We start from the raw sequence: 23,937 nt of genomic DNA on the forward strand, positions 1-23,937 counted from the left end.
CTATTCCCGCAGGTCAACCAGCAAGGTAGCGTGAGATCAACTTATCGACCCTGTCCGTCAAGCCGGGTCAACCCCAGCGTTTCTACGACTGGGCCTGGCTCGACGATGTCACCACCGACGCAGACCCTGACGACGGCGGCCGACACAGCCTCCTGATCAGACGCAACACCACGACCGGAGAACTGGCCTTCTACCGCTGCTGGACCCCGCGACCGACCACCCTCGCCCAACTCGTCCGGGTCGCCGGGATCCGTTGGACCGTCGAAGAAGCATTCCAGACCGCCAAGGGTCAGGTCGGCCTCGACCAGCACCAGGTCCGCCGCTGGGACTCCTGGCACCGCTTCACCACCCTCGCCCTGGCCGCCCTCGCCGTCCTGGCGATCTGCGCCGCCGACGCCGCCAACGAGTCCGACGACGCTACCGGGCCCAGCTTGATCCCACTGACCGTCAACGAGGTCCGCCGCTTGATCAACACACTGATCATCCGGCCGGTCCGCGACATCGCCCACCGACTGCGCTGGTCACAGTGGCGACGCCGCCATCAAGCCCGAGCCCGACGAGCCCACTACAAACGACGACTCACACTCTCACTTCAACCATGAGCCCGAACGGCGGCTGCCGTACTAGTACTCCAGCCGCACTTGCCTGACCTGAAGTTTTGGCAGCTCGTCGGCTTGATCGCCGCCTGGCGGAACCGGGCCATGTAACTGCGCACGTCGATGCTATTCGTGCCATGGATCAGGGGATCGCACTGTCTGTCTGTTGTGGCCACTTGTGGGGCGGGCAGGCTGCCGTGCTTGTGTTGATCGATGAAATCGTGGGCTGGCGGGCAGGGTTGGATGATCTGCTGGCACGGTTCGCGCACCGGTTCGGGCGGGCAGAGCCGCGCCGGCAGGCGCTGCGCTATCTGGTGGGGTTGCTGTCGCCGCTGGCGAGCAAGAACGGCTGGACCTTGGCCGAAGCGGCTGGCGACACCACGCCGGACCGGATGCAACGGCTGCTTAACAGGTCCGCGTGGGACCCGGACGCTGTTCGCGACGACCTGCTCGCCTACGTGTCCGAGCATCTCGGCCACGACGATGGGGTGCTGGTCGTCGATGAGACCGGGTTCCTGAAGAAGGGGATCAAGTCGGCCGGGGTGCAGCGTCAGTACTCCGGCACCGCCGGACGGACGGAGAACTGCCAGCTCGGGGTGTTCCTCGCCTACGCCAGCCCCGCCGGGCGCACCCTGATCGACCGCGAGTTGTATCTACCCCGCGGCTGGTGCGACGACCCCGCCCGCCGCGCCGAGGCCGGCATCGCGGCGGGTGTCGGGTTCGCCACGAAACCCGCCCTTGGGCTGCGGATGCTCGAACGCGCCATCGCCGCCGGCCTGCCGGCGAGGTGGGTCACCGCGGACGAGGCATACGGCCAGGACTCCAAGTTCCGGACCTGGCTGCAGCAACACAGGATCGGCTACGTCCTCGCCGTGCCCCGCAACCAACGGATCCCCACCACAGTGGGAAACTCCCGCCCCGACGTCCTCGCCACCAACGCGCCAGCCCTGGCCTGGAAACGCCGCAGCTGCGGCGACGGCGCCAAAGGACCACGACTCTACGACTGGGCCGTGGCCTCCCTACCCGGCACCACCGACGGATACGGCCACTGGCTGCTGATCCGCCGCAGCATCACCGACCCCACCGACCTGGCCTACTACCTGTGCTTCGGGCCTGCCGGCACCCCGGACGAGGACCTGATCCGCATCGCCGGCACCCGATGGGCGATCGAGGAGTGCTTCCAAACCGCCAAGACCGAGGTCGGTCTGGACCACTACCAGGTCCGCCGCTACGACGCCTGGTACCGCCACATAACCCTCGTTCTGTGCGCCCACGCCTACCTCGCCGTCACCGCCGCACAGGCGAAAAAGGGGGCACCGAATCTGACGATGGCCTCATTCCGCTCACCCTCGGCGAGGTCCGACGTCTCCTGGCACACCTGATCACCACCACCCGACCGTTCGACCACATACATCGATGGTCACGATGGCGCCGCCGACACCAGTACCGCGCCAGAACAGCCCACTACCAGCGAAGACTACGACTCCACCAAGTACGGCTGGAGTACTAGGCGTAGACGTCGCCGCCCAACTCGCCAGCGATCCACGTCTGCGGGTCGTCGTGCTTCCAGCCGCGGCGAAACCAGTCGAGCACGGTCGCGTCAGGCACGGTGACCACCCGCTTGCTGAACGGAGATTCCTCCCGCCACCGGCAGACGAAGTACACGCGGTTGACTCTAGGGACCGGGCTCGATCCCGCAGTCGGGTGGGCATCCGCGGTCGGCGTTACCCGGTGAGCCTCATTCTCGCCTGTCCGTGGGTGCGGTCAGATGTCGTCTGCGGCAAGAAGGACCGGGTTGATCTCGACCAGCGCATCGAGCAGGTGAGCAGCGCCCCGGCGGAGCGACGGATCGCCCTGCTCGATCATCGCGTCGCAGGTGTGTACTGCGGTGTCTCGTCGGCTGGCATAGATCATGAACACGTCGCAGACTGCGGTGTACAGCCAGTCGGCATGGTTGGCGTCGGCGTCGGCCAGGGCTCGCGCGACCGCCGCCAGGCCGGGCGCATCCATCCGCCGCAGCAGGGCCTCTGCGGTCGTGCGGGTGACGCCGGTGTCGTCGGCGTCGAGCAGGAGCCGCTGCAGTGGCTCACGGGTCTCTGCCATCTCCACGAAGCTCGCCATGGCCTGCCCGGCATCGGCGCGGTCCCGGTAGTCTGCGCTGCTGGCCAACTGCACCAGCGCTGCGACCACGGTCCGGCGCACCTCCCTGTTCATGGGCGCCATCATGCAGTGCCCGACGACGGATCGCCCACATGCACCTCGTCCGCCACACCGGGATGACGGGAGAGCGTGGAGCGGCGGCGCTACCGGGAGCGATACCGCCGGCACGGGCAGGGCGCGGGAATCGGCTCGTCTCGGAAGTCTCGGTGTGATCGCGGATCCGGTGCGTTCAGCGTGGTCGTTGCGCGAGGACGAGCCGGCACCGTGGGTTGCCGTCGCGGCGCTGTCCCAGGGCGGTCAAGGCGACCGTCGTCACGGTGAAGCCGGCCGCTGTCAGGTCATCGCGGACTGCGGGCAGCGGGTTGGTGCGGTAGTACATGACGAACGGGGGTCGCCACACGGTGTTGCGTACCCGCATGGCCAGGTCGAAGCCGAGCGCGGCCCAGTGCGCGGTCGAGGTCAGCGGCGGCGGTGCACCGATCGGGAGGGCGAAGATCCCGCCGGGCCGCAGCGCGCGGTGGACGTCCGTGAAGAGAGCCGGTCGCTCGGCGGGCAGAAAGTGCCCGAGCGCTCCGAAGCTGACGGCCAGGCTGAAGCCTCCGGTGAATGGCAAGGCACGAGCATCGGCCTGAACCCACGTGGCGTCCGGGTGAGCGCTGCGCGCCTGGGCGAGCATGCCGGCGCTGAAGTCCACACCCGTGATGCCTGCTCGGCACACGGATTTGAGCACCCCCATGCCCGCCCCGGTACCGCAGCACACGTCCAGCCCATGGTCGAAGGGCCCGGCCAAGGGTACCTGCCCGGGCCCTGCGGGGCGCCCTCTGCCGGAGTAGCAGGGCCGCTGGTCGGGGCGTATGGCGGCGGTGAGTTCGTCGGCGCACAGTGGCGATCAGGTCGCGTCGATGCTGCCCAGCAGGGTCGCCACAGCAGCCTCCGAGGGTGTCTGCACCGTTCGGTGTGGGGCCGACGGGCTGACCCACACCAAATCGGCGCCAGCGGTCAGCGGTCCACCGCCATCGACGTGTTGACCAGATCGAGCAGTTGACGGGGAGTCTCCGCCGGGAGAATCTCCTCGTCGTCCATCACCACCCCGTACTCAGCACGGAGACGACCGGCTATCTCCAACATTGCAACGGAGTCATAACCCATCGCCGCGAAGGGCACCTCGAGAGCGTCGTCCCGCAGGTTCGACTCCTCCTCACCGGCGCATTCCTTCAAAAGCCGGGCCAGATCCGCGATCGTGAACGTGCTCATGCTTCCACTCCTTCCGTTCCGCCGCTTCCGCTCAATCTCGGTCGGTGTCGTCTTGCCCACCGCGCAACACCATCGCGGAGTTGAACCCGCCATGGCCACGAGCCACGACCAGAGCCGTGGTGAGCGATTGTCGGCGGGCCTGGGTAACCAGGTCGATCTCGTACTCGGGCACCGGGCTGGAGACGTTGATCGTGGGTGGGATGACCCCGTGTCGCAGCGCCAGCAGCGCGGTGGCCACGTCGAGGGCCGCCCCGCCTGCCCCGAGCCGCCCCGTCATCGTCTTCGGCACGGTCACCGGTACGCCATGCGGTCCGAAGATCGTCCGCAACGTCGCCGCCTCCAAACGGTCCCGCTCCGGGACGCCGGCGCCGTCAGCGAAGACGACGTCGATGTCAGCAGCGGCCAACCCGGCATCGGCGAGAGCGTCCTCGATGGCACGGCGCAGCGCCGGTGGCCGCGCCGAACCGGGCGGCGGATCGAAGGTTGCCGCGTATCCCGCCACCTCGCCGTACCAGGAGCGCACGCCGCGGGCCCGTGCAGCGGTCGCGGATTCCAGGACGAGCAGCGCGCCGCCGTCTCCAGGCACGTACCCCGAAGCATCCGCATCGAAGGGCAGGTACGCCCTGGCGGGCTCCTCAGCCCGGCTGACCTGCCCGGTCGCCAACTGCGCGACCCAGCCCCACGGGCACGGTGAGCCGTCAAGTGCCCCGCAGACCATCGCCGCCGTCCCGTCCCGAACCCGCCGTCGGGCCTGTGCGACCGCGTCGAGACCCCCCGCCTGGTCGGCGACCAGGACGCCGTTCGGCCCGCGCAGGCCATGCCGGATCGAGATCTGCCCGGTGTTGACCGCGTAGAACCAGGCGAACGACTGGTACGCGCTCACGTGCTCGGGACCCTTGCTCCACAGTTTTTCCAACTCGCGCTGGCCGAACTCGAAGCCACCGGCGGTGCTGGCGGTCACCACGCCGATGCCGTACTCGGACAGGGCGGGCAGGTCCATGGCGGCGTCCCGCAGCGCCCACTCGGCGGCGACCAGGGAGAGTCGGGTCACCCCGTCGGTCTGCGGCAGCAGCCGGCCCGGCAGGTGATCACCGGCCCGGAAGCCGCTGATCTCACCGGCGAGCCGGCTCGAGTACCCACCCGGGTCGAAAGCGGTGATCGGGCCGATCGCACCCCGCCCGGCGATGGTGTTAGCCCAGTGCAGCTCCGTGCCCAGTCCGGTGGGGGCGAGCACACCGATTCCGGTCACGACGGTCGCGGTCATGACACCCGCCGGTCGGGCCGGGCGATGACCATGGCGCTCTGAAATCCACCGAACCCGCTGCCGACCGTCAGGACGGTGTCGATCCGGTGCTCACGCGGCACGACCGGGACATAGTCCAGGTCGCAGTCCGGATCCGCCTCGTGCAGGTTGGCCGTGGGCGGAACGATCCCGTACCGCATCGCCAGCACGCACGCGGCGATCTCCAGCGAGCCGATGGCCCCGAGCGAGTGCCCGATCATCGACTTGATCGAGCTCACCGGCGTTCGATACGCCCGTTCCCGAAGGACGCGCTTGAAGGCGGCCGTCTCGTGCCGGTCGTTCTGCAGGGTGCCCGAGCCGTGGGCGTTGATGTAGTTGATGTCTGCCGGGGCGACTCGGGCCCGGTCCATGGAGACTCGAATCGCCTCCGCCATCTCGATGCCGTCCGGCCGCAGGCCGGTCATGTGGTAGGCGTTGGCACGGGTGGCGAAGCCCGCGATCTCGGCGTAGATGTGTGCGCCCCGTCGCCGGGCGTGCTCCAGGTCCTCCAGGACGAACATTGCCGCACCCTCGCCGAGCACGAATCCGTTGCGGGTCCGGTCAAACGGCCGAGAAGCGGTGGTCGGCTCGTCGTTACGTGGTGTGGTGGCCCGGATCGCGTCGAAGCAGGCCACCGTGATCGGCGAGATCGGTGCGTCGGTGGCACCGGCCACCATCACATCTGCGGTGCCCTCGGCGATCAACTCGACGGCGTGGCCAACCGCGTCGAGCCCGGAGGTGCAGCCGGTAGAGACCACCGAGACCGGTCCCTCCGCACCGACGATCCAAGCCACCTCGGTGGCCAGGGAACTCGGCACCAGGTAATTGAAGAGATGCCGAACCGCGTACTCCTCGGATACTCGCCAGCTGCGACCACCGTCGCTGACGGTGACGTACTCCTCCTCCAAGCCCATGGTGCAGCCGACGGCCGTACCGACCGCCACCCCGGTACGCGCCGGTTCGAGTCTCCCGAGGTCCAAACCACTGCTGTCGAGGCTCTCCCGGGCACTCACCATCGCGAGTTGGGCCGCCCGGTCGGTGCGGCGGATCTGTTGTGGGGAAAGCCCTTCCTCGGCCGGATCGAAGTCGCACTCGGCCGCTACCTGCGATCGGAACGGCGAGGGGTCGAAGAAAGTGATCCGACGAGTCGCCGTACGACCGGTGGAGATCACATCCCAGAACTGCTTGGCGCCGATACCGCCCGGTGCGACAACCCCGATGCCGGTCACCACGACACGACGTTTCATTCCCACTGACCTCGCAAGGGTGTGATGGCTTACCGCACCTTGAAGGACTGCCGAGGGGCGTACATGTTGGCCTCGTTGGTGCAGCGGCTACGGATCTCCTTGGCGTGCTGCTGGAAGTCCGGGTGTTGCACCGCGTTGCGCCAAGACTCGACGTCGGTCCAGAGTGCGATGTTGACGTAGCGGTTCTGCTTGTCCGCATCGATGTGCCGGCAGAGGGTGTATTGGATGAAGCCGGGCTGCCGAGCCATGAACTCGGAGATGTCCGCGAAGACCCGTTCGAACTCGTCCGCCGCGCTGTGCACGTCGAAGGTGTTGACGAAGGTGACCGTCCCGCTGGCCGTCGCGTCGTACCGCTGGGCATTCGACATCAGCGCTGCTCCTCCTGGGTTCGGCGGGACCACCTCCGGTCCCGCTACGGCAACGCTGCCGGACGGTTCTAGTGCCTTGCTCGACTCTGGCTCGGCTGTAGACGGGCTCACCCGACGGCGCGGGGCGATACTCACGTAACGCTGGCCCCGCCGTCCACGGCCAGCACGGTGCCGGTCGCGAAGTCCGCCTCGGGCGCGGTCAGCTGTCGCACCCACCAAGCGATCTCCTCCGGTCGGCCGACCCGGCGGAGCGGGGTGACGGTCTTCATCCACTCCAGGAATCCGGCGTACTCCCCCGGCGTGGCACCGGCGCGGATGCCCATCCCGGTCTCCACCACACCGGGCGCGACCGCCACGACCCGGATGCCGAGCGGTGCGAGCTCCACCGCCCATGTCCTGGTGAGGAAGTCCAGGGCGACCTTGCTGGCACCGTAGACCGAGAAGTTGGGCCAGGCCCGGCGGCCGAGCGAACCGGCACTACTGATGTTGACCACCGTGCCGCGCGTTTCGGCCAGCGCCGGGATCGCCTGCCGGGTCAACATCATCGGGGCCAGCAGGTTCACCTCCAGCCCGTCGAGCGCGACCTGCCGGTCCAACTGCTCCAACGGTGCCGGCCTACCCGACGAGGCGTTGTTGACTAGGACGTCGATCCGGCCGAACTCACGCAACGCGGTCTTCACGATCAGTTCGGGGGCGTCCGGAGCACAGATGTCGGCGGTCAGTCGGCTGATGCCCGGGTACCCGTCGGCGGTCTCCACGAGCGTTCGCTCGGTTCGTCCCACCACCAGCACCCGGTCACCACCGTTGGCGTACGCCCGGGCGGTGGCCCGGCCGATACCGGTGCCGCCGCCGGTGATCACGACCGCCCGGACCGCGGAATCGTTCCTCGAATCGTTCACGGCCGGAACGCTAGGCCCTGGCGCTCGAAGCGGAGTCAACGGCGACCGGCACGATGCTTGCTCACCGCTGGTCGTCGCGGGTCACCACCCGTTCGCGGACCTTGAGCTCGCCGTCCACGCGTACCAGGACGTCCTCGCAGACGCACATTGCGTGCACCACCGACTCGCCACCCTGCACGGTACGCACGACCAGCACGTACGACCGCACCCGCAGCTCGCCGCCGGGCTGTGGGGCCACCGACATCATGGAGTGGCACCGGCGGTACCTGACGCCTTGCGCGGCCAGAGTCTCTGCCACCTTGAGCAGCCCGGTGTGGAGGGCGGCGCGTCCTCGGATCGGCTCCGGCACCTTGGGCGGGGAGACCATGCTGACGTCTTCGGTGAAGGTCTCCGCCACCTCGTCCGCGGCTCCCTCGTCGAGCAGCCAGATGTGGTGGGCGTAGAACTGCTGCACCTCCGCGTAGAGGTCCGCGAAGGTCGCCTGATCGAGCTGTGCGGTCATGGTGCTCCCGTCCGAGACGTCGCGCGGTTGCCGGTGTGTTCCACCGCGGCACGCTGACACGCGCCCGTTGAGCCTGGCTCGACTCACGATCGGATGCCCGTGATGGAGCGAGGCTGTACCGGGTCTCGAAGCGGTGCGGCGAGCATTCCCGCGACGTGTCGTCCTCGAACCGGGAGTCACCTGTGCGCATCATCGACCTTTCCGCACCCGTCGACGCCGCCGGCTACGAACCTGATCCGGTCAGGCACGAAGTTCTCAGTCCGCGCGACGGTGCGCTGCACATGAGCCACGAGATGCGCGAACATTTCGGCATCGAGTTCGACCCGGATGTCCTGCCGGACGGCGAATTCCTGTCCCTCGACCGGATCTCGTTGACCACGCACACCGGCACGCATGTGGACGCGCCGTCGCACTACGGGTCGGTGGCCGCGTACAGCGACGGACGGCCCCGACATATCGATGAGATGCCGCTGGACTGGTTCTACCGGCCCGGCGTGGTGCTCGACCTGACCGACACCGGGACCGGAACGATCAACGCCGCCCGCCTGGAAGAGGAGTTCGTGCGGATCGGCCACGTGCCCGCCCCGATGGAGATCGTGCTGCTGCACACCGGCGCGGACCGGTTGGCCGGCACCCCGGACTACTTCACCACCTTCGCCGGACTGGACGGCACCGCCGTTCACGCGCTGCTCGATCTCGGTGTCCGGGTGATCGGGACCGACGCCTTCAGTCTCGACGCACCGTTCGGGTACATCATCGAGCAGTACCAGCGCACGGGCGACCGGTCGGTGCTGTGGCCGGCCCATTTCGCCGGCCGCCTGCGCGAATACTGCCAGATCGAACGCCTGGCCAACCTCGGCTCACTGCCCCGGCCGTACGGATTCACCGTCTCCTGCCTGCCGGTGCGGATCACCGGGGCCGGCGCCGGCTGGGCCCGCGCCGTCGCCCTCGTGGAGGACTGAACCGCGCCGGTCGCCGCTCGTCCAGCCAGGCTCCACAGGTATTCGAGCGCAGCCCGTGAGCCTCGAAGCGAACCGTCACACAACCCGGAGGTGCTCGACCGTGCCGACTCCGCAACAGGACACCATCCGACACACCATGACCGTCAGCGCCCCCGTAAGCCTCGTGTACGACCTGGTCGCGGGGCTTCAGCGGTGGCCCGAGTTCCACGGCCCGTCCGTGCACGCGGAGCCACTGGGCCAGCGGGACGGCCGCGACTCCTTCCAGCACTGGTGGGTGATCGACGACCACACCGTACGGTCTTGGACCGGGTACTGGCGCTTCGACCGGAACGCCCTGCGGATCAGCTACGAATTCGAACCCGAGGAGCCCGACGCGGCACCGTCGCGGGGCCAGTTCGCATTCCTTGCGCTCTCCGACACCAGCACGGAGATCCGGGCCGAGCAGACGGCCTCCGGGCCGGGTGACTTCCCGACGGACCGGGCCGACCAGGAGCTCCGCGAGTTGCTCGAACGGTTCCGCTACGCGGCCGAGCAGGCCGAACTGCTGAACGACCTGGTCGTCGACTTCGAGGACCCACTGTTCGTGGCTGCGCCGCCCGACGACGCGTACCGCTACCTGTACGAGGCGGACAAGTGGCCCGAGCGCATCCCGCACGTCTCCCGCCTGGTACTGGAGGAGCCGACCCCGAACGTCCAGTTCTTCGACATGGACACCCTCACGTCGGACGGCTCGGCGCACACCACCCGTTCGGTACGGGTGTGTCTGCCCGGCACCCTGATCGTCTACAAGCAGATTCATCTGCCGAAGCTGCTCGACGGCCACACCGGACATTGGCGTTTCACGACCACCCGGGAAGGCACCGTCCTGGCGTCGCGGCACACCGCCACGATCAAGCCCGAGGCGCTGTCGATCCTGGGCCCTGGCACGACCGTGCTCGACGCCCGCCGGTACCTGCGCCGGGTACTCAGCAGCAACAGCATGAGCAACCTGCGGCTGGCGAAGGCGTACGCGGAGGAGCGCGTCCGTGACTGACCGGCCGACCCGGGAGGAGAGCCTGGCCGGGACAGCCGTGTACACACCGCAGTGGCTCGCCGAGTACGACCAGGCGGTGCTCGGCGACATCTGCCGGCGGGTCTGGTGTTGCGACCGCTCGGTCATGCTCGACTGGTACGACCGCCACATCGGCGACCGGCACGTCGATGTTGGTCCGGGCACCGGCTTCTTCCTCGACAACTGCCGGCACCGGACGCCCCGGCCGCGGATCGCCCTGGTGGACCTCAATCCGACGGTGCTGGCGGAGGCGGCCGGGCGGCTGCGTCGCTTCGAACCGGTGACCCTCGAAAGGGACGTGCTGGCCCCGTTCGATGTCGGGGCCGAACGGTTCGACTCGGCGGGCCTGAACTTCCTGCTGCACTGCCTGCCGGGCGGGATGGCGTACAAGGCCCAGGTGCTCGACCACGTGCGGACGCACATCGAGCCGGGAGGCTGGATCTTCGGCAGCACGGTACTCGCGGAAGGTGTGACACACACACCGGCGGCGAGCCGGCTGCTGGCGACGCTCAACGACAGCGGCACCTTCAGCAACCGGACCGATTCCCTGACCGACCTGCGGGCCGAGTTGGCGGCGCGGTTCGCCGACTTCCAGATCGTGGTGCACGGATCCGTGGCCCTGTTCCGGGCTCGTAACTGAGTCACCCTGCGGCACGCCCACGGTCGACGGCCCGAAACTTTCGGGAATTGCGCTGGAAGTTTCATGTGAAGATTGGCGACCAAATTGCTACTGTCGCCCGACCCGGCTGATTGGAGGGCAATCGTGAGAATTCTGGTAACTGGCGCAACTGGCACCATCGGCCGCCAAGTGGTCGACCGACTGCTGGCCTCCGAGGCGCGTGTTCGGGCCCTGACCAGGCGGCCGGACAGTGCGGGCCTGCCGTCCGGCGTCGAGGTCGTCGGCGGCGACCTCGAACGCCCGGAGACCGTGGAACCGACGCTCGTCGGCGTCGACAGCCTCTACCTGCTGGCGGAAGGCGACACCGAACAGGTGGTCGAGTTGGCCCGCATGGCCGGAGTGCGGCACATCGTCGTCCTCTCCTCGGCGACCGCCGCCATCGAGGATGACGCGAACGGCAGGCACCACCGAGCCGCAGAACTCGCGGTGGAGAATTCCGGCCTCGCCTGGACACACCTGCGGCCGGGCATGTTTGCCAGCAACCTGCTGGACTGGTCAGACGCCATCCGTACCGAGGGCGTGGTGCGGGCACCGTACGACGCGGCCCGGCAGGCACCGGTGCACGAGGCGGACGTCGCCGAGATCGCCGCGGCGGCACTGCTCGGCCAGGGGCAGCAGGGGAACATCTACACCCTCTCCGGGCCGGAGAGCCTCACCAAGTCCGAGCAGGTTGCCGAGATCGGGCGTGGGATCGGCCGTCCGCTCCGCTTCGAGGAAGTCAGCCCCGATCAGTGGCGCGAGCAGGTCAAGGACGAGATGCCCGAGTACGTGGTCGAGTGGTTCCTAGGCTACTGGGCGACGACTGTCGACAATCCGGAACCGGTGCTGCCGGATGTCGAAAAGGTGCTCGGCCGTCCGGCTCGGACGTTGGTCGAATGGGCCGCCGACCACGCCGCAGCCTTCCGCTGACCGCCAACACCTGAGTGACGGCCATCGCATTTTGCGGTGGCCGTCACGCATTTCCCGCCCGCGCTGGCGTCCTCAAGTGAGCCTCGACGTATCGGTCCAGTCGCCTTCGAGTGCGCGCTGACACCGTGAGATCCGAGATCCCGGCAGCTTGCCGAGATGAAGGAGGCCCCCGGTGAGCACGGTCCACGAAACCCTCGCCGACCCCCGGTCGGCCTACCACCGCACCATGCCCCGACGCATCGCCCAGTCGGTGTCCGCGGGGGACGAAACGGGCACGGCCGAGTTCGACCGATGGTTCGACGACCTGCGCGAACGGCGTGCCATGCAGGTGACGCCGGTACCGCTCGACGACCTGAGTGGATGGAGTACGCACCCCGACACCGGTGTGATCCGGCACGACTCCGGCAGGTTTTTCACCATCGGAGGGCTCGAGGTGCACGTCCCGAACGGGCCGGTGCCTCAGTGGAGCCAGCCCATCATCAACCAACCGGAGATCGGCATTCTCGGGCTGCTGATCAAGCAGATCGACGGTGTTCTGCACTGTCTGGTCCAGGGCAAGGTGGAACCCGGCAACCGCAACGGGCTCCAACTCTGTCCGACCGTGCAGGCGACCCGCAGTAACTACACCCAGGTACACGGCGGGCGGCCGGTGCCGTATCTGGAGCACTTCCGGGATACCGCACGGCACCGGATCGTCAGCGACGTCCGCCAGTCGGAGCAGGGTGCCTGGTTCCGTCAGAAGCGCAATCGCAACATGGTCGTCGAGGTCACCGAGGACATCGAGGTGATCGACGGATTCCGGTGGGTCACCTTCGGAGAGCTGCATCGGCTGCTGCAGGCCGAGGATCTGATCAACATGGACGCCCGGACCGTGCTGTCCTGCGTTCCGTTCGCTGGCCCCGAGGTGACGGCCGTCCTACCGGCGGGTGGCGACGCTTTCCACGCCGCGCTGCTGGCCTCGTGCAGCGGCGACGGTGGCCTGCATCCGATGACCGACATCCTGAGCTGGGTGACCGAGATACGGACCCGCACCGAGGTGTACACCAGGGAGGTGCCGCTGCGCGGCCTACCGGGCTGGCGGCGGGAGGCGGGGCGGATCGTCCATGAGTCCGGGCGCTTCTTCGACGTCATCGGGGTGGACGTCCGTACCGGCACCCGGGAGGTGGGCAGCTGGATGCAACCGCTGATCGCGCCGATCGGGACCGGGCTCGTCGCCTTCCTCGTGGCCCGGATTCAGGGCATGCTCCACGCGCTGGTGCACGCCCGCGCGGAGCCGGGATACCTCGACGTGGTCGAGCTGGGGCCGACCGTCCAGTGCACCCCGGAGAACTACACCGTGCTGCCTTCAGCGGCCCGCCCTCGCTTCATCGACACGGTGCTGGCCGCCCGGCCGGAACGCATCCACTTCGACACCGTGCTGTCCGAGGAGGGAGGCCGCTTCCACCACTCTCGGAACCGCTACACCGTGGTCGAGGTCGATCCGGGTCCCGAGTACGACCACCCGGATTTCCGCTGGGTCACCCTCCACCAGATGGCGGATCTGCTGCGGCACAGCCACTACCTGAACGTACAGGCCCGAAGCCTGGTCGCCTGCCTGCACAGCCTGACCGCGACCGGACGGGCCACCAGGCGAACGGACCGGCCGTGACCGTACGACCGCTCGCCGTCGAGGGCGCCTTCGCTTTCCGGACGCCCGGATTCACGGACGATCGCGGCCTGTTCAGCACCCCGCTGGACGCGACGGTGTTCGCCGAGGCTGCAGGCCGGCCGCTGTTTCCGGTCGCCCAGGCATGTCTCAGCCGGTCCCGCCGTGGAGTGTTCCGAGGGGTGCACTACACAGCAGCGCCGCCGGGTCGGGCCAAGTACGTGTGGTGCGCCCACGGCCGCTGCCAGGATTTCGTGGTCGACCTCCGAGTCGGATCGCCCACCTTCGGCCGGCACGACGTCATCACCCTGGACGGCGACGGGTCGACCGCGCTGTACCTGCCGATGGGGGTCGGGCACGCCTTCTTGGCGCTGGCGGACGACACCGTGATGTCGTACCTGCTCTCCGGCGGATACGTGCCGGAACACGAACACGCCCTCGACCCGTTCGACCCGGATCTGGGCCTCTCCCTGCCGGCCCCAGCCACCCTGCGGCTGTCTGATCGGGACCGCGTGGCGCCGACCCTGGCGGAGGCGCTGCGGCAGGGCTGGCTGCCCTCGTACGCGGAATGCGTACGGGCGGAGCACGGCTGACCCACGAGCGTCCGGCCGTGACACCGATGTGCCACGGCCGGACGGCTTCAGGCCGGTGGTGTCCTGACGCCGACGAAGAGGCCCCGACTGAACTGGGCGGAGGTGACGAACTCCGCGGGACAGCCCGCCTTGGCGAAGGCGTCCTCGTACTGTTCCCGGGTGAACAGCGCGAGCCGGTGGACGTCGGTGAGGTGCTTGACGCCGCCTGAGTCCGCGTCGAGGTAGTGCACCGTCATCACGACTGCGTCGCCGTCGCGCACCGAGTGTGAGATCCGGGCGATGCTGCGATCGTCGTGGCGGACCAGGTCGGCGGCCACGTACCCGGGAAGGAACGTGTCCGGGAAGACCCACGGCTCGATGATGAGGACGCCACCGAGGTGGAGGTGTTCGGCCAGGCAGCGCAGGGTCCGCTCCAGGTCGGCCTGGTCGAGCACGTACCCGATCGAGCTGAACATCAGGGTGATCGCGTCGTAGCGGCGCCCCAGCCGGAAGGCGCGCATGTCACCCTGGTGCAGTCGAAGTCCCGGAAGCCGCTCGCGAGCGATGGCGAGCATCTCCGGGGACATCTCGAGTCCCTCTGCGGTGGTGAACCGCTCGCGTAGGTGGCGCAGGTGTCCACCGGTGCCGGACGCCACGTCCAGCACCGAGTCGGCCGACGGGTGGCGGGCCCGGACCAGTTGGGCCAGGTACGCCGCCTCCGCCGCATAGTCCTTGCCCCGATGCCGATGGACCTCGTCGTAGATCTCGGCGAAGCCGGCCTCATACACGGGCGCCTCCCAGCGGCGACACCCGGTTGTCCGCCGTGCGGTACTGGGCCGTCAGACGTTCCAGCACCGGCACCAGCTCGTTCGGGGTCGGCTCGGCCAACACCTCCCGCTGTACCCGCCGAGCACCCTCGGCGAACGACGGATCGTTGAGCAGCCGGTGCAGGCTGTCGCGGAGCAGATCGGCGGTGATCTCGGCGCGCGGTATGGCCAGCCCTGCCCCGCTGCCGGCCACACCCTGTCCCCGTACGGCGTCCCAGGGGTCGAAGAGCATCAGCTGCGGCACACCGTGCACCTCCGAGGTGGACCGACTGCCGCTACCGCCCTGGTGCAGGATCGCCGAGCAGGTCGGCAGTAGATCGTTGAGTGGCACGAAGCCGACCGCCTGGACGTTGTCCGGTAGCCGGACCCCGGTGAGCAGTTCCGGCGCGACGGTCAGCACGATCTCGGCATCCAGGCCTCGGACCGCGTCGAACAGGTCGCCCAGGGACAGTGAGCCCAGCACCTGGTCGAGGGCACTGATCGGCTGACCGTCAGTGCGGCTGCTGAGGCCGAAGGTCAGGCAGATCCGCGAGCGCTCCGGCGGGGTACGCAGCCAGTCCGGAAGCACGGACGGCCCGTTGTACGGCACGTAGCGCATGCCCACCGTGCGCAGGCCGACATCGAGCCGCATGCTGGGCGGCGTCATGTCGATGCTCCAGTGGCCGGTGACGACCTCCTCGTCGAAGTGGCTCCCGAACCGGGCCAGGCACTCCCCCAGCCACTCGGCGGTGGGATCGTGCCGGTGAGCGGCCGGTTGCCGCTCGGCGAGCCGCAGCATCGTGTGCCGAGCGCGCACCGCGATGTCGGGAGCCCAGAGGAAGCGGGCGTGTGCGGCGCCCGAGACCCGGGCCGCGATCGCACCGGCGAACGTGTACATCTCCCAGATCACCAGGTCCGGCCGCCACTCGTTGGCGAACGTGGTCAACCCGTCGATCATCGGGTCGCTGTTCGTCGTGGCGTACAGGCCGGAGCTGGTGACGTACTCCAGTTCCAGCAACTGTCGCAGGCTCCACTGCTGTGCGGAGTTTCCGGTGTAGTCGAAGTCCCGAACGAAGTCGAGGCTGTCCGGGAAGGTCTGCCCGAGTAGTTCGGGCGCCCACGCGTCCACCCCGAACCAACCGGCCGGGCCGACCGGGACGGCGGTGAGTCCGGCCTGGGTGATGGTGTCGGCGAGGTCGGGCTGGCTGGCCACCCGGACCTCGTGGCCCGCCGTGCGCAACGCCCAGGCGAGCGGCACCAGCGAATAGAAGTGGGTGGGTGCGGCGAAGCAGGTGAACAGCACCTTCACAGACGACTCACTCTCCTGTCGGTCCAAGCGGGCAGCTCGCGAACGGCCCGGGTGGCCGGTGCCCGGACGTCCCGGACCACCGGCCCCGCGGCCGCCAGGTCGGGGAACCGGTCGGCCAGCGCGGTCAACGCGACGACTGCCTGGGCTCGGACCAGCGGCAGTACCGACCCGACCGGCCAACCAGGCAGCAGCACGGGCTGGTCCGGCGACACCACCCGGTCGGGACGGAAGACGTCCGGGTCCGGGAAGACCTCAGGGTCCCGGTTGGCCACCCCGAGCAGGACGGCGATCTGGTCACCCGTCGCGATCGGGACGGAGTGTGTGTCAGTGTCGGCCGCCGCCACCAGCATCTGCACACGTACCGGTGGGTCGTGGCGAAGGGTCTCCCCGAGGACCGCCGCCGCGGAGCCGGGTTCGGCCCGTAGGGCGGCCCAGCCCGCCGGGTTGGCGAGCAGCGCGGCCAGCGCGTTGCGCAGCAGATCGCTGCAGACGCGTACGCCGAGCACGGCAAGGATCAGGTGCAGCGGCTGCTCCTTGAAGAGATCCCGCAGGTCGGCAATGCCGGCCAGCATGTCCCGGGTCCGCCGCAGGTCCTGCGGGCACAGCAGGCTGTCGGCCGCCAGCCCGGCGCGAGGTGCCTGCTCGGCGAGCCGGCTCCGGTCCTGCTCAGGCAGCGCCAACTGCGCGGCGAGCATGTCGACGGCGAGGTCGGCGGCCAGCGCGGCGAGGTCGATCTTTCCGCCCTCACCGGCCCGGTCCAGTCTTCGCCGTACGGCTGCCGCCCACTGCGGCTGCCAGCCGACCAGGGCCTCCTCCCCCAGTTCCGCCCGCGCGAGACCCAGCAGCGACTCCCGGCCCTCGGGGTGCAGCCCCAGGTGGTGCGCGGTCAGCGGCATGACCGGTATGCCGAGAGGTCGCCAGTCCACGAACTGTTCCTCGACGGCCGGGTCGGCCGCCAGCGCCATCGCGGCGCGGTGCCGGGCCACCACCCAGGTACCGGTGGTGCTGCGCCAGATCGGGGCACCACCGTGCAGCCGGGCGTACAGGTCGGCATGGTCCTCGTCGTGGTCACGCAGCAGCGCGGCGAACGGATCCCCGCCGGCGGCGCGCAGCCATTGCAGCCCTTGCGCCAGTTGCAGGCGGCGTCGCTGGCCGCCCTCCAGCATCGTGCTCACGGTCTCGCTGCGGGGGTAGTCCGCTCCCGCCGTGCTCACGGCCGGATCCCCAGGTAGAGGCCCGGGGCGTTGGGGCGCCCCCGGTCCAGGGCCAGTCCCGGCACCAACTCCGCGGAACACCCGGTACGGGTGATCGCATCGACATACTCGGCGTGGGTGAACAGGGCGATGTCGAGGACCTCCCGAACGTCGCGTATGCCGGACGGCTCAGCGATCACGAACTTGATCTCCAAGTGGGCCCGGTCGCCCTCCCGGCGCGAATGCGTGATCCGGGCGACGACCCGTTGCTCCTCGACCGCCAGGTGGCCCCGGACGTACCCCTCGATGAAGTTCTCCGGGAACCAGAACGGCTCGACGATGAGCACGCCGCCCGGTTTCATGTGATCCACCATCCGTTCGATCGCGATGCGCAGCTCGGCAACCGAAGCGGTACACGCGATCGCGTTGCCCAGGCAGACCACGGCGTCGAAGGTGTGGCCGAGCCGGAACTCGCGCATGTCGTCCGGGTGGATGGTCACCCCTGGGAGGCGCCGCTCGGCGATCTTCCGCATGGCCGGGGCGTACTCCACCCCCTCGACGTGGTCGAAGGTCTCGCGCAGGACCTCCAGGTGGGTGCCCGTGCCACAGGCTACGTCGAGCACGGAGCTCGCCTGCGGCCGGTGATGGTGGATCAGCCGGGCGACCGTTTCCGCCTCGGCCCTCAGGTTCTTGCCGCGGTCCGGGAAATCGATGTCGTACAACTCCGCGTGCTCTACTCCGTACTGCATGGCACTCCGCATCGTGGTCAGGCCGGGGCGTGCGCCGCGGCCCGGGCGGCGACCGACTCGGCCAGGGCAGTGGTGATCAGGTCGACGTCGGCATCGGTCAGTCCCTGGTGCAGGGGGAGGCAGAGGGTCGTCTGGGCGACCCGCTCGGCGTTCGGCAGCCGGTTGTCGGCGCCGTACGCCCGAACCTTGTGCAGCAGCGGGTAGCGGTAGGTGGTGTATACCCCGCGCTCATACAGGTCGCGGGCGACCTGATCGCGGATGGCCGGGTCCATCTGCACCCAGTACAGGTAGTAGGAGCTCTCATGGCCGGGGGGCAGCGGTGGCGGCAGCAGCAGCCCCGGCACGTCACCGAGCACTGCGTCGTACCGGTCGGCGATCACGCGTCGGCGGGCGACGAAGTCGGCCAGCTTCCTCAGCTGCACGGAACCGACGGCCGCCAGCACGTCGTTCATGATGGAGCGGCGGGAGAACGACGACACCTCGAAGTCCCACCACCGGCTGGTGCCGCGCATCGCCTCGGCGTACCCGGTCGCCTGTTCCATGCCGAAGTAGGCCAGTCGCACCGCTCGGGCCGTCAACTCCGGGTCGCGGGCGTAGAGGACGCCGCCGTCGACCGCCACCGCGATCTTTGCGTGGTCGAAGCTCCACACCCCGATGTCGCCGATCACGCCGCAGGCCCGCCCGTCGACACGGGACGCCTGGGCGTTCGCGGCGTCCTCGATCAGCTTGACGCCCCGGTCCCGGCACAATTGAGCGATCTGGGCGACCTCGCCGGGGTAACCGCCGTAGTGCAGCAGCAGCACCGCCTTGGTCGCGGGCGTCAGCGCCACCTCGACGTCACGCACGGTTGGGTTCAGCGTCCGTGGGTCGACATCGCAGAAGACCGGCCGCGCGCCGTACGCGGCCACCGCGTTCGCGGTGCCGACGAAAGTCACGGTGGGCAGAACGACCTCGTCCCCCGGGCCGACCCCCAGCAGTTCCATCGCCAGGAAGGTCGCCTCGGTACAGGAGTTCGTCGAGGTGACGTGCTCCCGGGAGACGCCGAGGTGGGCAGCGAAGTCGCTCTCGAATTCCGCGACCCTGCGGCCCTTGCCGACCCAACTGCTCTGGAAGACCTCCCGGACGACGGCGACTTCCTCCTCGCCCAGCGTGGGCTGGAACACGTTGATCATCTTTGGCCTGGTGACGACCTCGTCGGCTGAACCTGCGCTCATGGGTCATGAATGTCGCAGCACACACTCGGATTCGGCTAAAGCGACGGTGAACCGCATCGCGGCGGCCAGGCAGCGACGGTGTACCGATCTTCAAGTGCCGCTCTGGCCGCTGGCGCTACGTTCGGCTGATCGACCCGGCGGAGTTCCGCCGCTCGCCGTCGCGGGCCCCGGGTCCAGCCGATTGCGTCAGGTACGGTGAGGTGCCGATGTCCGAACGCTATACCGGAGGCATACTGCGGGTGGGAGCGGTTGGATGCGCCGACATCGCCATCCGCCGGGTCCTACCCGCGCTCGTCGAACTGGAGTCAGCCCAGCTCATCGCGGTTGCCAGCCGTGATCCCGCCAAGGCAGCCGCGGTCGCGGCGAAGTTCGGATGCGTCGGCATCGGCGGATACCAGAACCTGATCGATCGCCCCGACATCGACGCCCTGTACATCCCGCTGCCACCGAGCATGCATCACGAGTGGGTGGGCCGGGCTCTGCGCGCCGGCAAGCACGTGCTCTCCGAGAAGCCGCTGGCCGTGAACTACCAGCAGACCGCGGACCTGGTGCGACTCGCGCGCGCGCAGGACCGGGTGCTCGCCGAGAACTACATGTTCCTGCACCACTCGCAGCACAACACGGTACGCACGATGATGGCAGACGGCGCGATCGGCCCCTTGCAGGTGTTCTCCAGCTCGTTCGGTATCCCACCGCTGCACTCGGACTCCTTCCGCTACCAGCCCGGCCTGGGCAGCGGGGCGCTGCTGGACGTGGGGGTCTACCCGCTGCGGGCCGCGCAGCTCTTCCTCTCAGCAGACCTCGAGGTGCGCGGCGCCTCGCTGCGGATCGGCGCCACCGGCGTGGACGTGGCCGGCAGCGCCCTCCTGCGCAGCCCGACGGGTGTCACCGCCCAACTCGACTGGGGTTTCGAGCACAAGTACCGGTCGGTGTACTCGCTGTGGGGCACTCGGGGCCGGATCACCGTGCCGCGGGCGTTCAGCCCACCCGAGCACCACCGGCCGGTGCTTCGCCTCGACCAGCAGGACGTCGTGACGGAGTTCTCGCTGGCCCCGGACCATCAGGTGCGCAACACCCTGTCCGCGTTCGTGGCCGCGGCGACCTCCGGCGGCGGCAACCAGCCTGCCTTCGATCAGGCACTGCTGGAGCAGGCGTTGCTCGTGGAGCAGGTGCGTGCCGCTGCGGAGCGGTGACACTTGGCATATGAATACTGATCGCGTACGCCATAATGCGCTCCCAGATAGAACAATTTTGGATTGTCAAGCGGAATGCGCCATCAGCCCATGAAATTCAGACTCGACGCCTTATGTGCAATCCTCGAGAAAATCGAGTACTGTCCGGGCCGGGCATGACTCCACCTCGATTCCATTCATCCACGGGAGTTGCATGTGAATTCCGACCCTGCCATCCGTACGAGGGGCCTGCGAAAGTCGTTCGGCGAGACCAGAGCGGTAAACGGGATCGACCTGACCGTCGACAGCGGCACGGTATACGGCGTACTCGGCCCCAACGGCGCCGGGAAGACCACGACGATCAGAATGCTGGCGACGCTGCTGCGCCCCGACGGCGGCACGGCGGAGGTGTTCGGTCATGACGTGGTCAAGCAGGCTCGAACCGTACGCGAACTGGTCAGCCTCACCGGCCAGTTCGCCAGCGTCGACGAGGGCCTGACCGGTTACCAGAACCTGGTCCTGCTGGCCCGACTGATCGGCTACTCCCGCTCCGCCGCCCGCCAGCGGGCCACCAGCCTGCTCGCCGCGTTCGACCTGACGGACGCCGGTGACCGGACAGCCCGGACGTACTCCGGAGGAATGCGGCGGCGGCTGGACATCGCCGCGAGCATCCTGAGCGCGCCCCGGATGATCTTCCTCGACGAGCCGACCACCGGATTGGATCCTCGCAGCCGCAATCAGGTCTGGGACACCATCCGGACCGTGGTCGCCCGGGGCACCACGGTGCTGCTGACCACCCAGTATCTGGAGGAGGCTGACCAACTGGCCGACCGGATCGCCGTGATCGACCAGGGCCGCCTGATTGCCGAGGGCACCCCGGCCGAGCTCAAGTCGTCGGTGGGTGATCGGGCGGTGCACGTCCGAATCGCCGACCCCGCCCAGCGCCCGCAGGCGGAGCAGGTGCTGACCCAGGTGCTCGGGACATCCGTGCGTCCCGCCACGGAACCCAACACCCTCTCATCCGCCGCCACCGATCCCTCGCTCGCCGGCCAAGCGCTGACCGCGTTGACTGCCGCAGGCGTCACGGTCGCCGCTTTCTCCCTCGGCCAGCCGAGCCTGGACGAGGTGTTCCTGACCCTGACCGGCCATCCCGCCGAGGATCACAACAGCACCGAGGAGTTGGTTTCGTGAGCACCACTACCACCACGACCACCATGCCCCCGGAAAGCGAGTTGGACGCGCTTCTACTGGCAGCCGACCGGCCACGCCCTCCCAGCGCGCTCTCCGCGACGCTCACCCTGTCCTGGCGGGCCGCCATCAGAGTGAAGAACGAAGCGCTGGAACAACTCTTCGACGTCTTGATGATGCCGGTGGTGTTCCTGCTCATCTTCAGTTACCTGTTTGGTGGAGCGTTCGCCGGATCGGTCGACAACTATCTGCAGTTCTTTCTTCCCGGCGTGCTGGTCATGGCGGCCGTCATGCAGACCCTGGCCACCGGTCACACGGTGAGCCTGGACATCGCCAAAGGCGTGTTCGACCGTTTCCGGACGATGCCGTTCTGGCAACCGGCCAGCCTGATCGGAACCATGCTCACCGACCTGGGTCGCTACCTGCTGACCCTGGTGCTGACCGCCGCGCTCGGCCTGGCGCTGGGCTTCCGCCCGGACGCCGGCCCTGGCGGCATGGCCCTGGCAATCCTGCTCATCCTGGCGTTCTCGTTCGCCTTCGCCTGGATCTTCACCACCATCGGCCTACTCACCCGTAGTCCGAACACCATCCAGGCGCAGAGCATGCTGCTGATGACCGTGGTCTTCTGCAGCAACATCTTCGTCGACTCGCGCACGATGCCCAGCGTCATCCGGGCCATCGTGGATGCCAACCCGATCAGCCACCTTGTCACCGCGGTGCGAGGACTGGTGCACGGCACCGTCACCACCGGCCAACTCGGCCTGGTTGCCCTGTCGATCGGTGTGCTCCTCGCGATCTTCGGGCCGCTGACCATGGTGCTGTATCACAAGCGTGGGAACGGCTGACCCAATCAGCCCGGTGTGGCCGCCCGGTAGGGCGGCCACACCGGGGATGGGTTCAGCGGGACCGGTGCGCGGCGGTGAGCCGCTCCAGGTGCCCCACGATGTCGACCGGACTCGGCGTCGCGTTGAACTCGGCCTGGACCCGCTTGGCACCGGCCCGAAAGGACGGCTCCTCGATCAGGCGGATCAGGTTCTCCCGCAGCGTTTCGCCGGTGAGGGCGGACGGCTCCATGAAGATCGCCGCTTCGCGATCGACCAGCGCATGGGCCTTGTCCACCGCGTCCCACCACAGCTCGGTGGAGATCACCAACTGCGGTACGCCGCTTGCGAGGGCCAGCGCGTAGGCACCCGAGCCACCGTGGTGGACCACCGCCGAGCAGGTCGGCAGCAGCACATTCAGCGGATAGAAGTCGAAGATCCGCACGTTGTCCGGCAGCTTCGTCCGCGGGTCCAGTTGGTCTGCGCTAAGGGTGGCCACCACCTCGACCTCCAGGTCGGCGACCGCGTCGAACAGTTCCGAGTACGGAATCCACTCCTCACCGGTGATCTCACGTCCACCCAGCCCGGCGGTCAGGCAGACGCGTGGGCGTGCCGGCCGCTCCGGCAACCACTCTGGCACCGGCGAGGCACCGGTGTATGGGACGTAGCGGACCGGGAGGTAGTCCAGGCCGGTGTCGTCGAGGCGCAGCCAGGGCACGGTCGCGTCGAGGCTCCACTGTCCCACCACGAGGTCCTCGGCGAACGTACCGCCGGTACGGGCGACCGCCTCGCCGAGCCAGTCCGCCAGCGGGTCATGTCGCAGGTGCGCCGGCTGTTCGGCCAACAGACGCAGGAAGCCCGTGCGCATCCGGCCGATCAGATCCTGACCGAACAGGAAGCGGGCGTGCGCAGCGCCGCACGCCCGGGCAGCCACCGCGCCGGAGAACGTCATGCTGTCCCAGAGCACCAGATCCGGCTGCCACTCCCGGGCGACCGCCACGATGTCGTCCAGCACCGAGTTCGTGTTCAGGTGACGAAAGATGTTCCGGAGGTGCCAGTCCTGGACACCGCTGACGAAATCCCAGGTCAGTTTCTCCGGCCGGACCTCCCTCAGGTCACCGGCCCGGGAGTCCTCCTCGCGCCAACTGGTGTCCTCCTGCATCTGCCGCGCCAGATCCAGCGGGTCACCGACAGGCACCGCGGGAAGGGATGTCCGGACGATGGTGTCGACGAGATCCGGCTGGCTGGCGACCCGCACCTCGTGCCCGGCGGCGTGCAGGGCCCAGGCCACCGAGACCATCGGGTACAGATGCGAACTGGCGGCAAAGGTGTTGAAGAGCACTCGCATGTCGATCTTCC

At 68.6% G+C, this 23,937-nt stretch carries 24 protein-coding genes and 2 pseudogenes; 11 read left to right on the forward strand and 15 right to left on the reverse strand.

Annotated elements, in window-relative coordinates; all coding sequences use genetic code 11:
• Positions 1-77: 77 nt before the first annotated feature.
• Together ACLQ2T_RS26695 and ACLQ2T_RS26700 are read left to right on the forward strand one after the other, a co-directional pair.
• Positions 78-602: pseudogene (locus tag ACLQ2T_RS26695) on the forward strand (IS701 family transposase); the annotation flags it as partial.
• Between the two features lie 197 nt (positions 603-799).
• Positions 800-1,909: pseudogene (locus ACLQ2T_RS26700) on the forward strand (IS701 family transposase); the annotation flags it as partial.
• 193 nt (positions 1,910-2,102) lie between these two features.
• On the opposite strand, the gene ACLQ2T_RS26705 reads toward ACLQ2T_RS26700, so the two are convergent.
• From ACLQ2T_RS26705 to ACLQ2T_RS26745, 9 genes are all read right to left on the reverse strand, one after another.
• Positions 2,103-2,261, reverse strand: a complete 159-nt coding sequence (locus tag ACLQ2T_RS26705) for a hypothetical protein (protein ID WP_425769109.1) — start codon at positions 2,259-2,261, stop codon at positions 2,103-2,105.
• Positions 2,262-2,360: 99 nt separating this feature from the next.
• On the reverse strand, positions 2,361-2,810 hold the full coding sequence (locus ACLQ2T_RS26710; RefSeq protein WP_425769110.1) for a hypothetical protein: 450 nt from the start codon (positions 2,808-2,810) through the stop codon (positions 2,361-2,363).
• 175 nt (positions 2,811-2,985) lie between these two features.
• Complete coding sequence (locus tag ACLQ2T_RS26715) at positions 2,986-3,516, reverse strand: class I SAM-dependent methyltransferase (RefSeq protein WP_425769172.1); 531 nt, start codon at positions 3,514-3,516, stop codon at positions 2,986-2,988.
• A 239-nt stretch (positions 3,517-3,755) separates the two neighbouring features.
• Positions 3,756-4,010, reverse strand: a complete 255-nt coding sequence (locus ACLQ2T_RS26720; protein ID WP_425769111.1) for an acyl carrier protein — start codon at positions 4,008-4,010, stop codon at positions 3,756-3,758.
• A 31-nt stretch (positions 4,011-4,041) separates the two neighbouring features.
• On the reverse strand, positions 4,042-5,274 hold the full coding sequence (locus tag ACLQ2T_RS26725; RefSeq protein WP_425769112.1) for a ketosynthase chain-length factor: 1,233 nt from the start codon (positions 5,272-5,274) through the stop codon (positions 4,042-4,044).
• Complete coding sequence (locus ACLQ2T_RS26730) at positions 5,271-6,539, reverse strand: beta-ketoacyl-[acyl-carrier-protein] synthase family protein (protein WP_425769113.1); 1,269 nt, start codon at positions 6,537-6,539, stop codon at positions 5,271-5,273. Before ACLQ2T_RS26730 ends, ACLQ2T_RS26725 begins: the two co-directional genes overlap by 4 nt.
• A 29-nt stretch (positions 6,540-6,568) precedes the next feature.
• Positions 6,569-6,907 (reverse strand): antibiotic biosynthesis monooxygenase family protein, encoded by a 339-nt coding sequence (locus ACLQ2T_RS26735; protein WP_425769114.1) that lies wholly within the window; start codon positions 6,905-6,907, stop codon positions 6,569-6,571.
• Between the two features lie 131 nt (positions 6,908-7,038).
• A complete protein-coding gene (locus ACLQ2T_RS26740) occupies positions 7,039-7,806 on the reverse strand; it encodes an SDR family NAD(P)-dependent oxidoreductase (protein ID WP_425769115.1) in 768 nt (255 codons plus the stop codon).
• A gap of 61 nt (positions 7,807-7,867) precedes the next feature.
• The gene (locus ACLQ2T_RS26745) at positions 7,868-8,308 is read right to left on the reverse strand and encodes a nuclear transport factor 2 family protein (protein WP_425769116.1); all 441 of its coding nucleotides are present in this window, start codon (positions 8,306-8,308) and stop codon (positions 7,868-7,870) included.
• Between the two features lie 182 nt (positions 8,309-8,490).
• Between ACLQ2T_RS26745 and ACLQ2T_RS26750 the strand changes: the two genes are divergently transcribed.
• The 6 genes from ACLQ2T_RS26750 to ACLQ2T_RS26775 all read left to right on the forward strand — a co-directional run bounded on the left by ACLQ2T_RS26750 (position 8,491) and on the right by ACLQ2T_RS26775 (position 14,147).
• The gene (locus tag ACLQ2T_RS26750) at positions 8,491-9,270 is read left to right on the forward strand and encodes a cyclase family protein (protein WP_425769117.1); all 780 of its coding nucleotides are present in this window, start codon (positions 8,491-8,493) and stop codon (positions 9,268-9,270) included.
• Positions 9,271-9,370: 100 nt separating this feature from the next.
• Entirely contained in the window at positions 9,371-10,303 is a 933-nt protein-coding gene (locus tag ACLQ2T_RS26755; protein ID WP_425769118.1) for an SRPBCC family protein, read from the forward strand.
• Positions 10,296-10,961: a class I SAM-dependent methyltransferase gene (locus tag ACLQ2T_RS26760; RefSeq protein ID WP_425769119.1), complete on the forward strand. Its 666-nt coding sequence runs from the start codon at positions 10,296-10,298 to the stop codon at positions 10,959-10,961. The genes ACLQ2T_RS26755 and ACLQ2T_RS26760 overlap by 8 nt, the downstream gene beginning before the upstream one ends.
• A gap of 123 nt (positions 10,962-11,084) precedes the next feature.
• On the forward strand, positions 11,085-11,909 hold the full coding sequence (locus ACLQ2T_RS26765) for an NAD(P)H-binding protein (protein ID WP_425769120.1): 825 nt from the start codon (positions 11,085-11,087) through the stop codon (positions 11,907-11,909).
• A 226-nt stretch (positions 11,910-12,135) separates the two neighbouring features.
• Positions 12,136-13,557: an NDP-hexose 2,3-dehydratase family protein gene (locus tag ACLQ2T_RS26770; RefSeq protein WP_425769173.1), complete on the forward strand. Its 1,422-nt coding sequence runs from the start codon at positions 12,136-12,138 to the stop codon at positions 13,555-13,557.
• The gene (locus ACLQ2T_RS26775; RefSeq protein WP_425769121.1) at positions 13,554-14,147 is read left to right on the forward strand and encodes a dTDP-4-dehydrorhamnose 3,5-epimerase family protein; all 594 of its coding nucleotides are present in this window, start codon (positions 13,554-13,556) and stop codon (positions 14,145-14,147) included. Before ACLQ2T_RS26770 ends, ACLQ2T_RS26775 begins: the two co-directional genes overlap by 4 nt.
• A gap of 47 nt (positions 14,148-14,194) precedes the next feature.
• Here the strand turns inward: ACLQ2T_RS26775 and ACLQ2T_RS26780 are convergent, their stop codons facing one another.
• From ACLQ2T_RS26780 to ACLQ2T_RS26800, 5 genes are read right to left on the reverse strand one after another with little or no spacing between them, the layout of a single operon-like run.
• Positions 14,195-14,914: a class I SAM-dependent methyltransferase gene (locus ACLQ2T_RS26780; RefSeq protein WP_425769122.1), complete on the reverse strand. Its 720-nt coding sequence runs from the start codon at positions 14,912-14,914 to the stop codon at positions 14,195-14,197.
• Complete coding sequence (locus tag ACLQ2T_RS26785) at positions 14,907-16,241, reverse strand: activator-dependent family glycosyltransferase (RefSeq protein ID WP_425769123.1); 1,335 nt, start codon at positions 16,239-16,241, stop codon at positions 14,907-14,909. Before ACLQ2T_RS26785 ends, ACLQ2T_RS26780 begins: the two co-directional genes overlap by 8 nt.
• A complete protein-coding gene (locus ACLQ2T_RS26790) occupies positions 16,238-17,455 on the reverse strand; it encodes a cytochrome P450 family protein (protein ID WP_425769124.1) in 1,218 nt (405 codons plus the stop codon). Before ACLQ2T_RS26790 ends, ACLQ2T_RS26785 begins: the two co-directional genes overlap by 4 nt.
• Entirely contained in the window at positions 17,452-18,183 is a 732-nt protein-coding gene (locus tag ACLQ2T_RS26795; protein WP_425769125.1) for a class I SAM-dependent methyltransferase, read from the reverse strand. Before ACLQ2T_RS26795 ends, ACLQ2T_RS26790 begins: the two co-directional genes overlap by 4 nt.
• Positions 18,184-18,200: 17 nt before the next feature.
• The gene (locus ACLQ2T_RS26800) at positions 18,201-19,397 is read right to left on the reverse strand and encodes a DegT/DnrJ/EryC1/StrS family aminotransferase (protein WP_425769126.1); all 1,197 of its coding nucleotides are present in this window, start codon (positions 19,395-19,397) and stop codon (positions 18,201-18,203) included.
• Positions 19,398-19,603: 206 nt separating this feature from the next.
• Here ACLQ2T_RS26800 and ACLQ2T_RS26805 point away from each other — a divergent pair, with 206 nt between their 5' ends.
• The 3 genes from ACLQ2T_RS26805 (at position 19,604) to ACLQ2T_RS26815 (ending at position 22,602) form a co-directional block, all read left to right on the forward strand.
• Positions 19,604-20,590: a Gfo/Idh/MocA family protein gene (locus ACLQ2T_RS26805; protein ID WP_425769127.1), complete on the forward strand. Its 987-nt coding sequence runs from the start codon at positions 19,604-19,606 to the stop codon at positions 20,588-20,590.
• Positions 20,591-20,785: 195 nt separating this feature from the next.
• The gene (locus ACLQ2T_RS26810) at positions 20,786-21,760 is read left to right on the forward strand and encodes an ATP-binding cassette domain-containing protein (protein WP_425769128.1); all 975 of its coding nucleotides are present in this window, start codon (positions 20,786-20,788) and stop codon (positions 21,758-21,760) included.
• Positions 21,761-21,783: 23 nt separating this feature from the next.
• The gene (locus tag ACLQ2T_RS26815) at positions 21,784-22,602 is read left to right on the forward strand and encodes an ABC transporter permease (RefSeq protein ID WP_425769129.1); all 819 of its coding nucleotides are present in this window, start codon (positions 21,784-21,786) and stop codon (positions 22,600-22,602) included.
• 52 nt (positions 22,603-22,654) lie between these two features.
• Here ACLQ2T_RS26815 and ACLQ2T_RS26820 read toward each other — a convergent pair whose 3' ends face one another.
• Positions 22,655-23,926, reverse strand: coding sequence for an activator-dependent family glycosyltransferase (locus ACLQ2T_RS26820; protein ID WP_425769130.1), 1,272 nt, complete (start codon positions 23,924-23,926; stop codon positions 22,655-22,657).
• Positions 23,927-23,937 lie beyond the last annotated feature (11 nt).

It is taken from the genome of Micromonospora sp. DT229 (assembly GCF_049844505.1).
In the GTDB taxonomy this organism is placed as follows: domain Bacteria; phylum Actinomycetota; class Actinomycetes; order Mycobacteriales; family Micromonosporaceae; genus Micromonospora.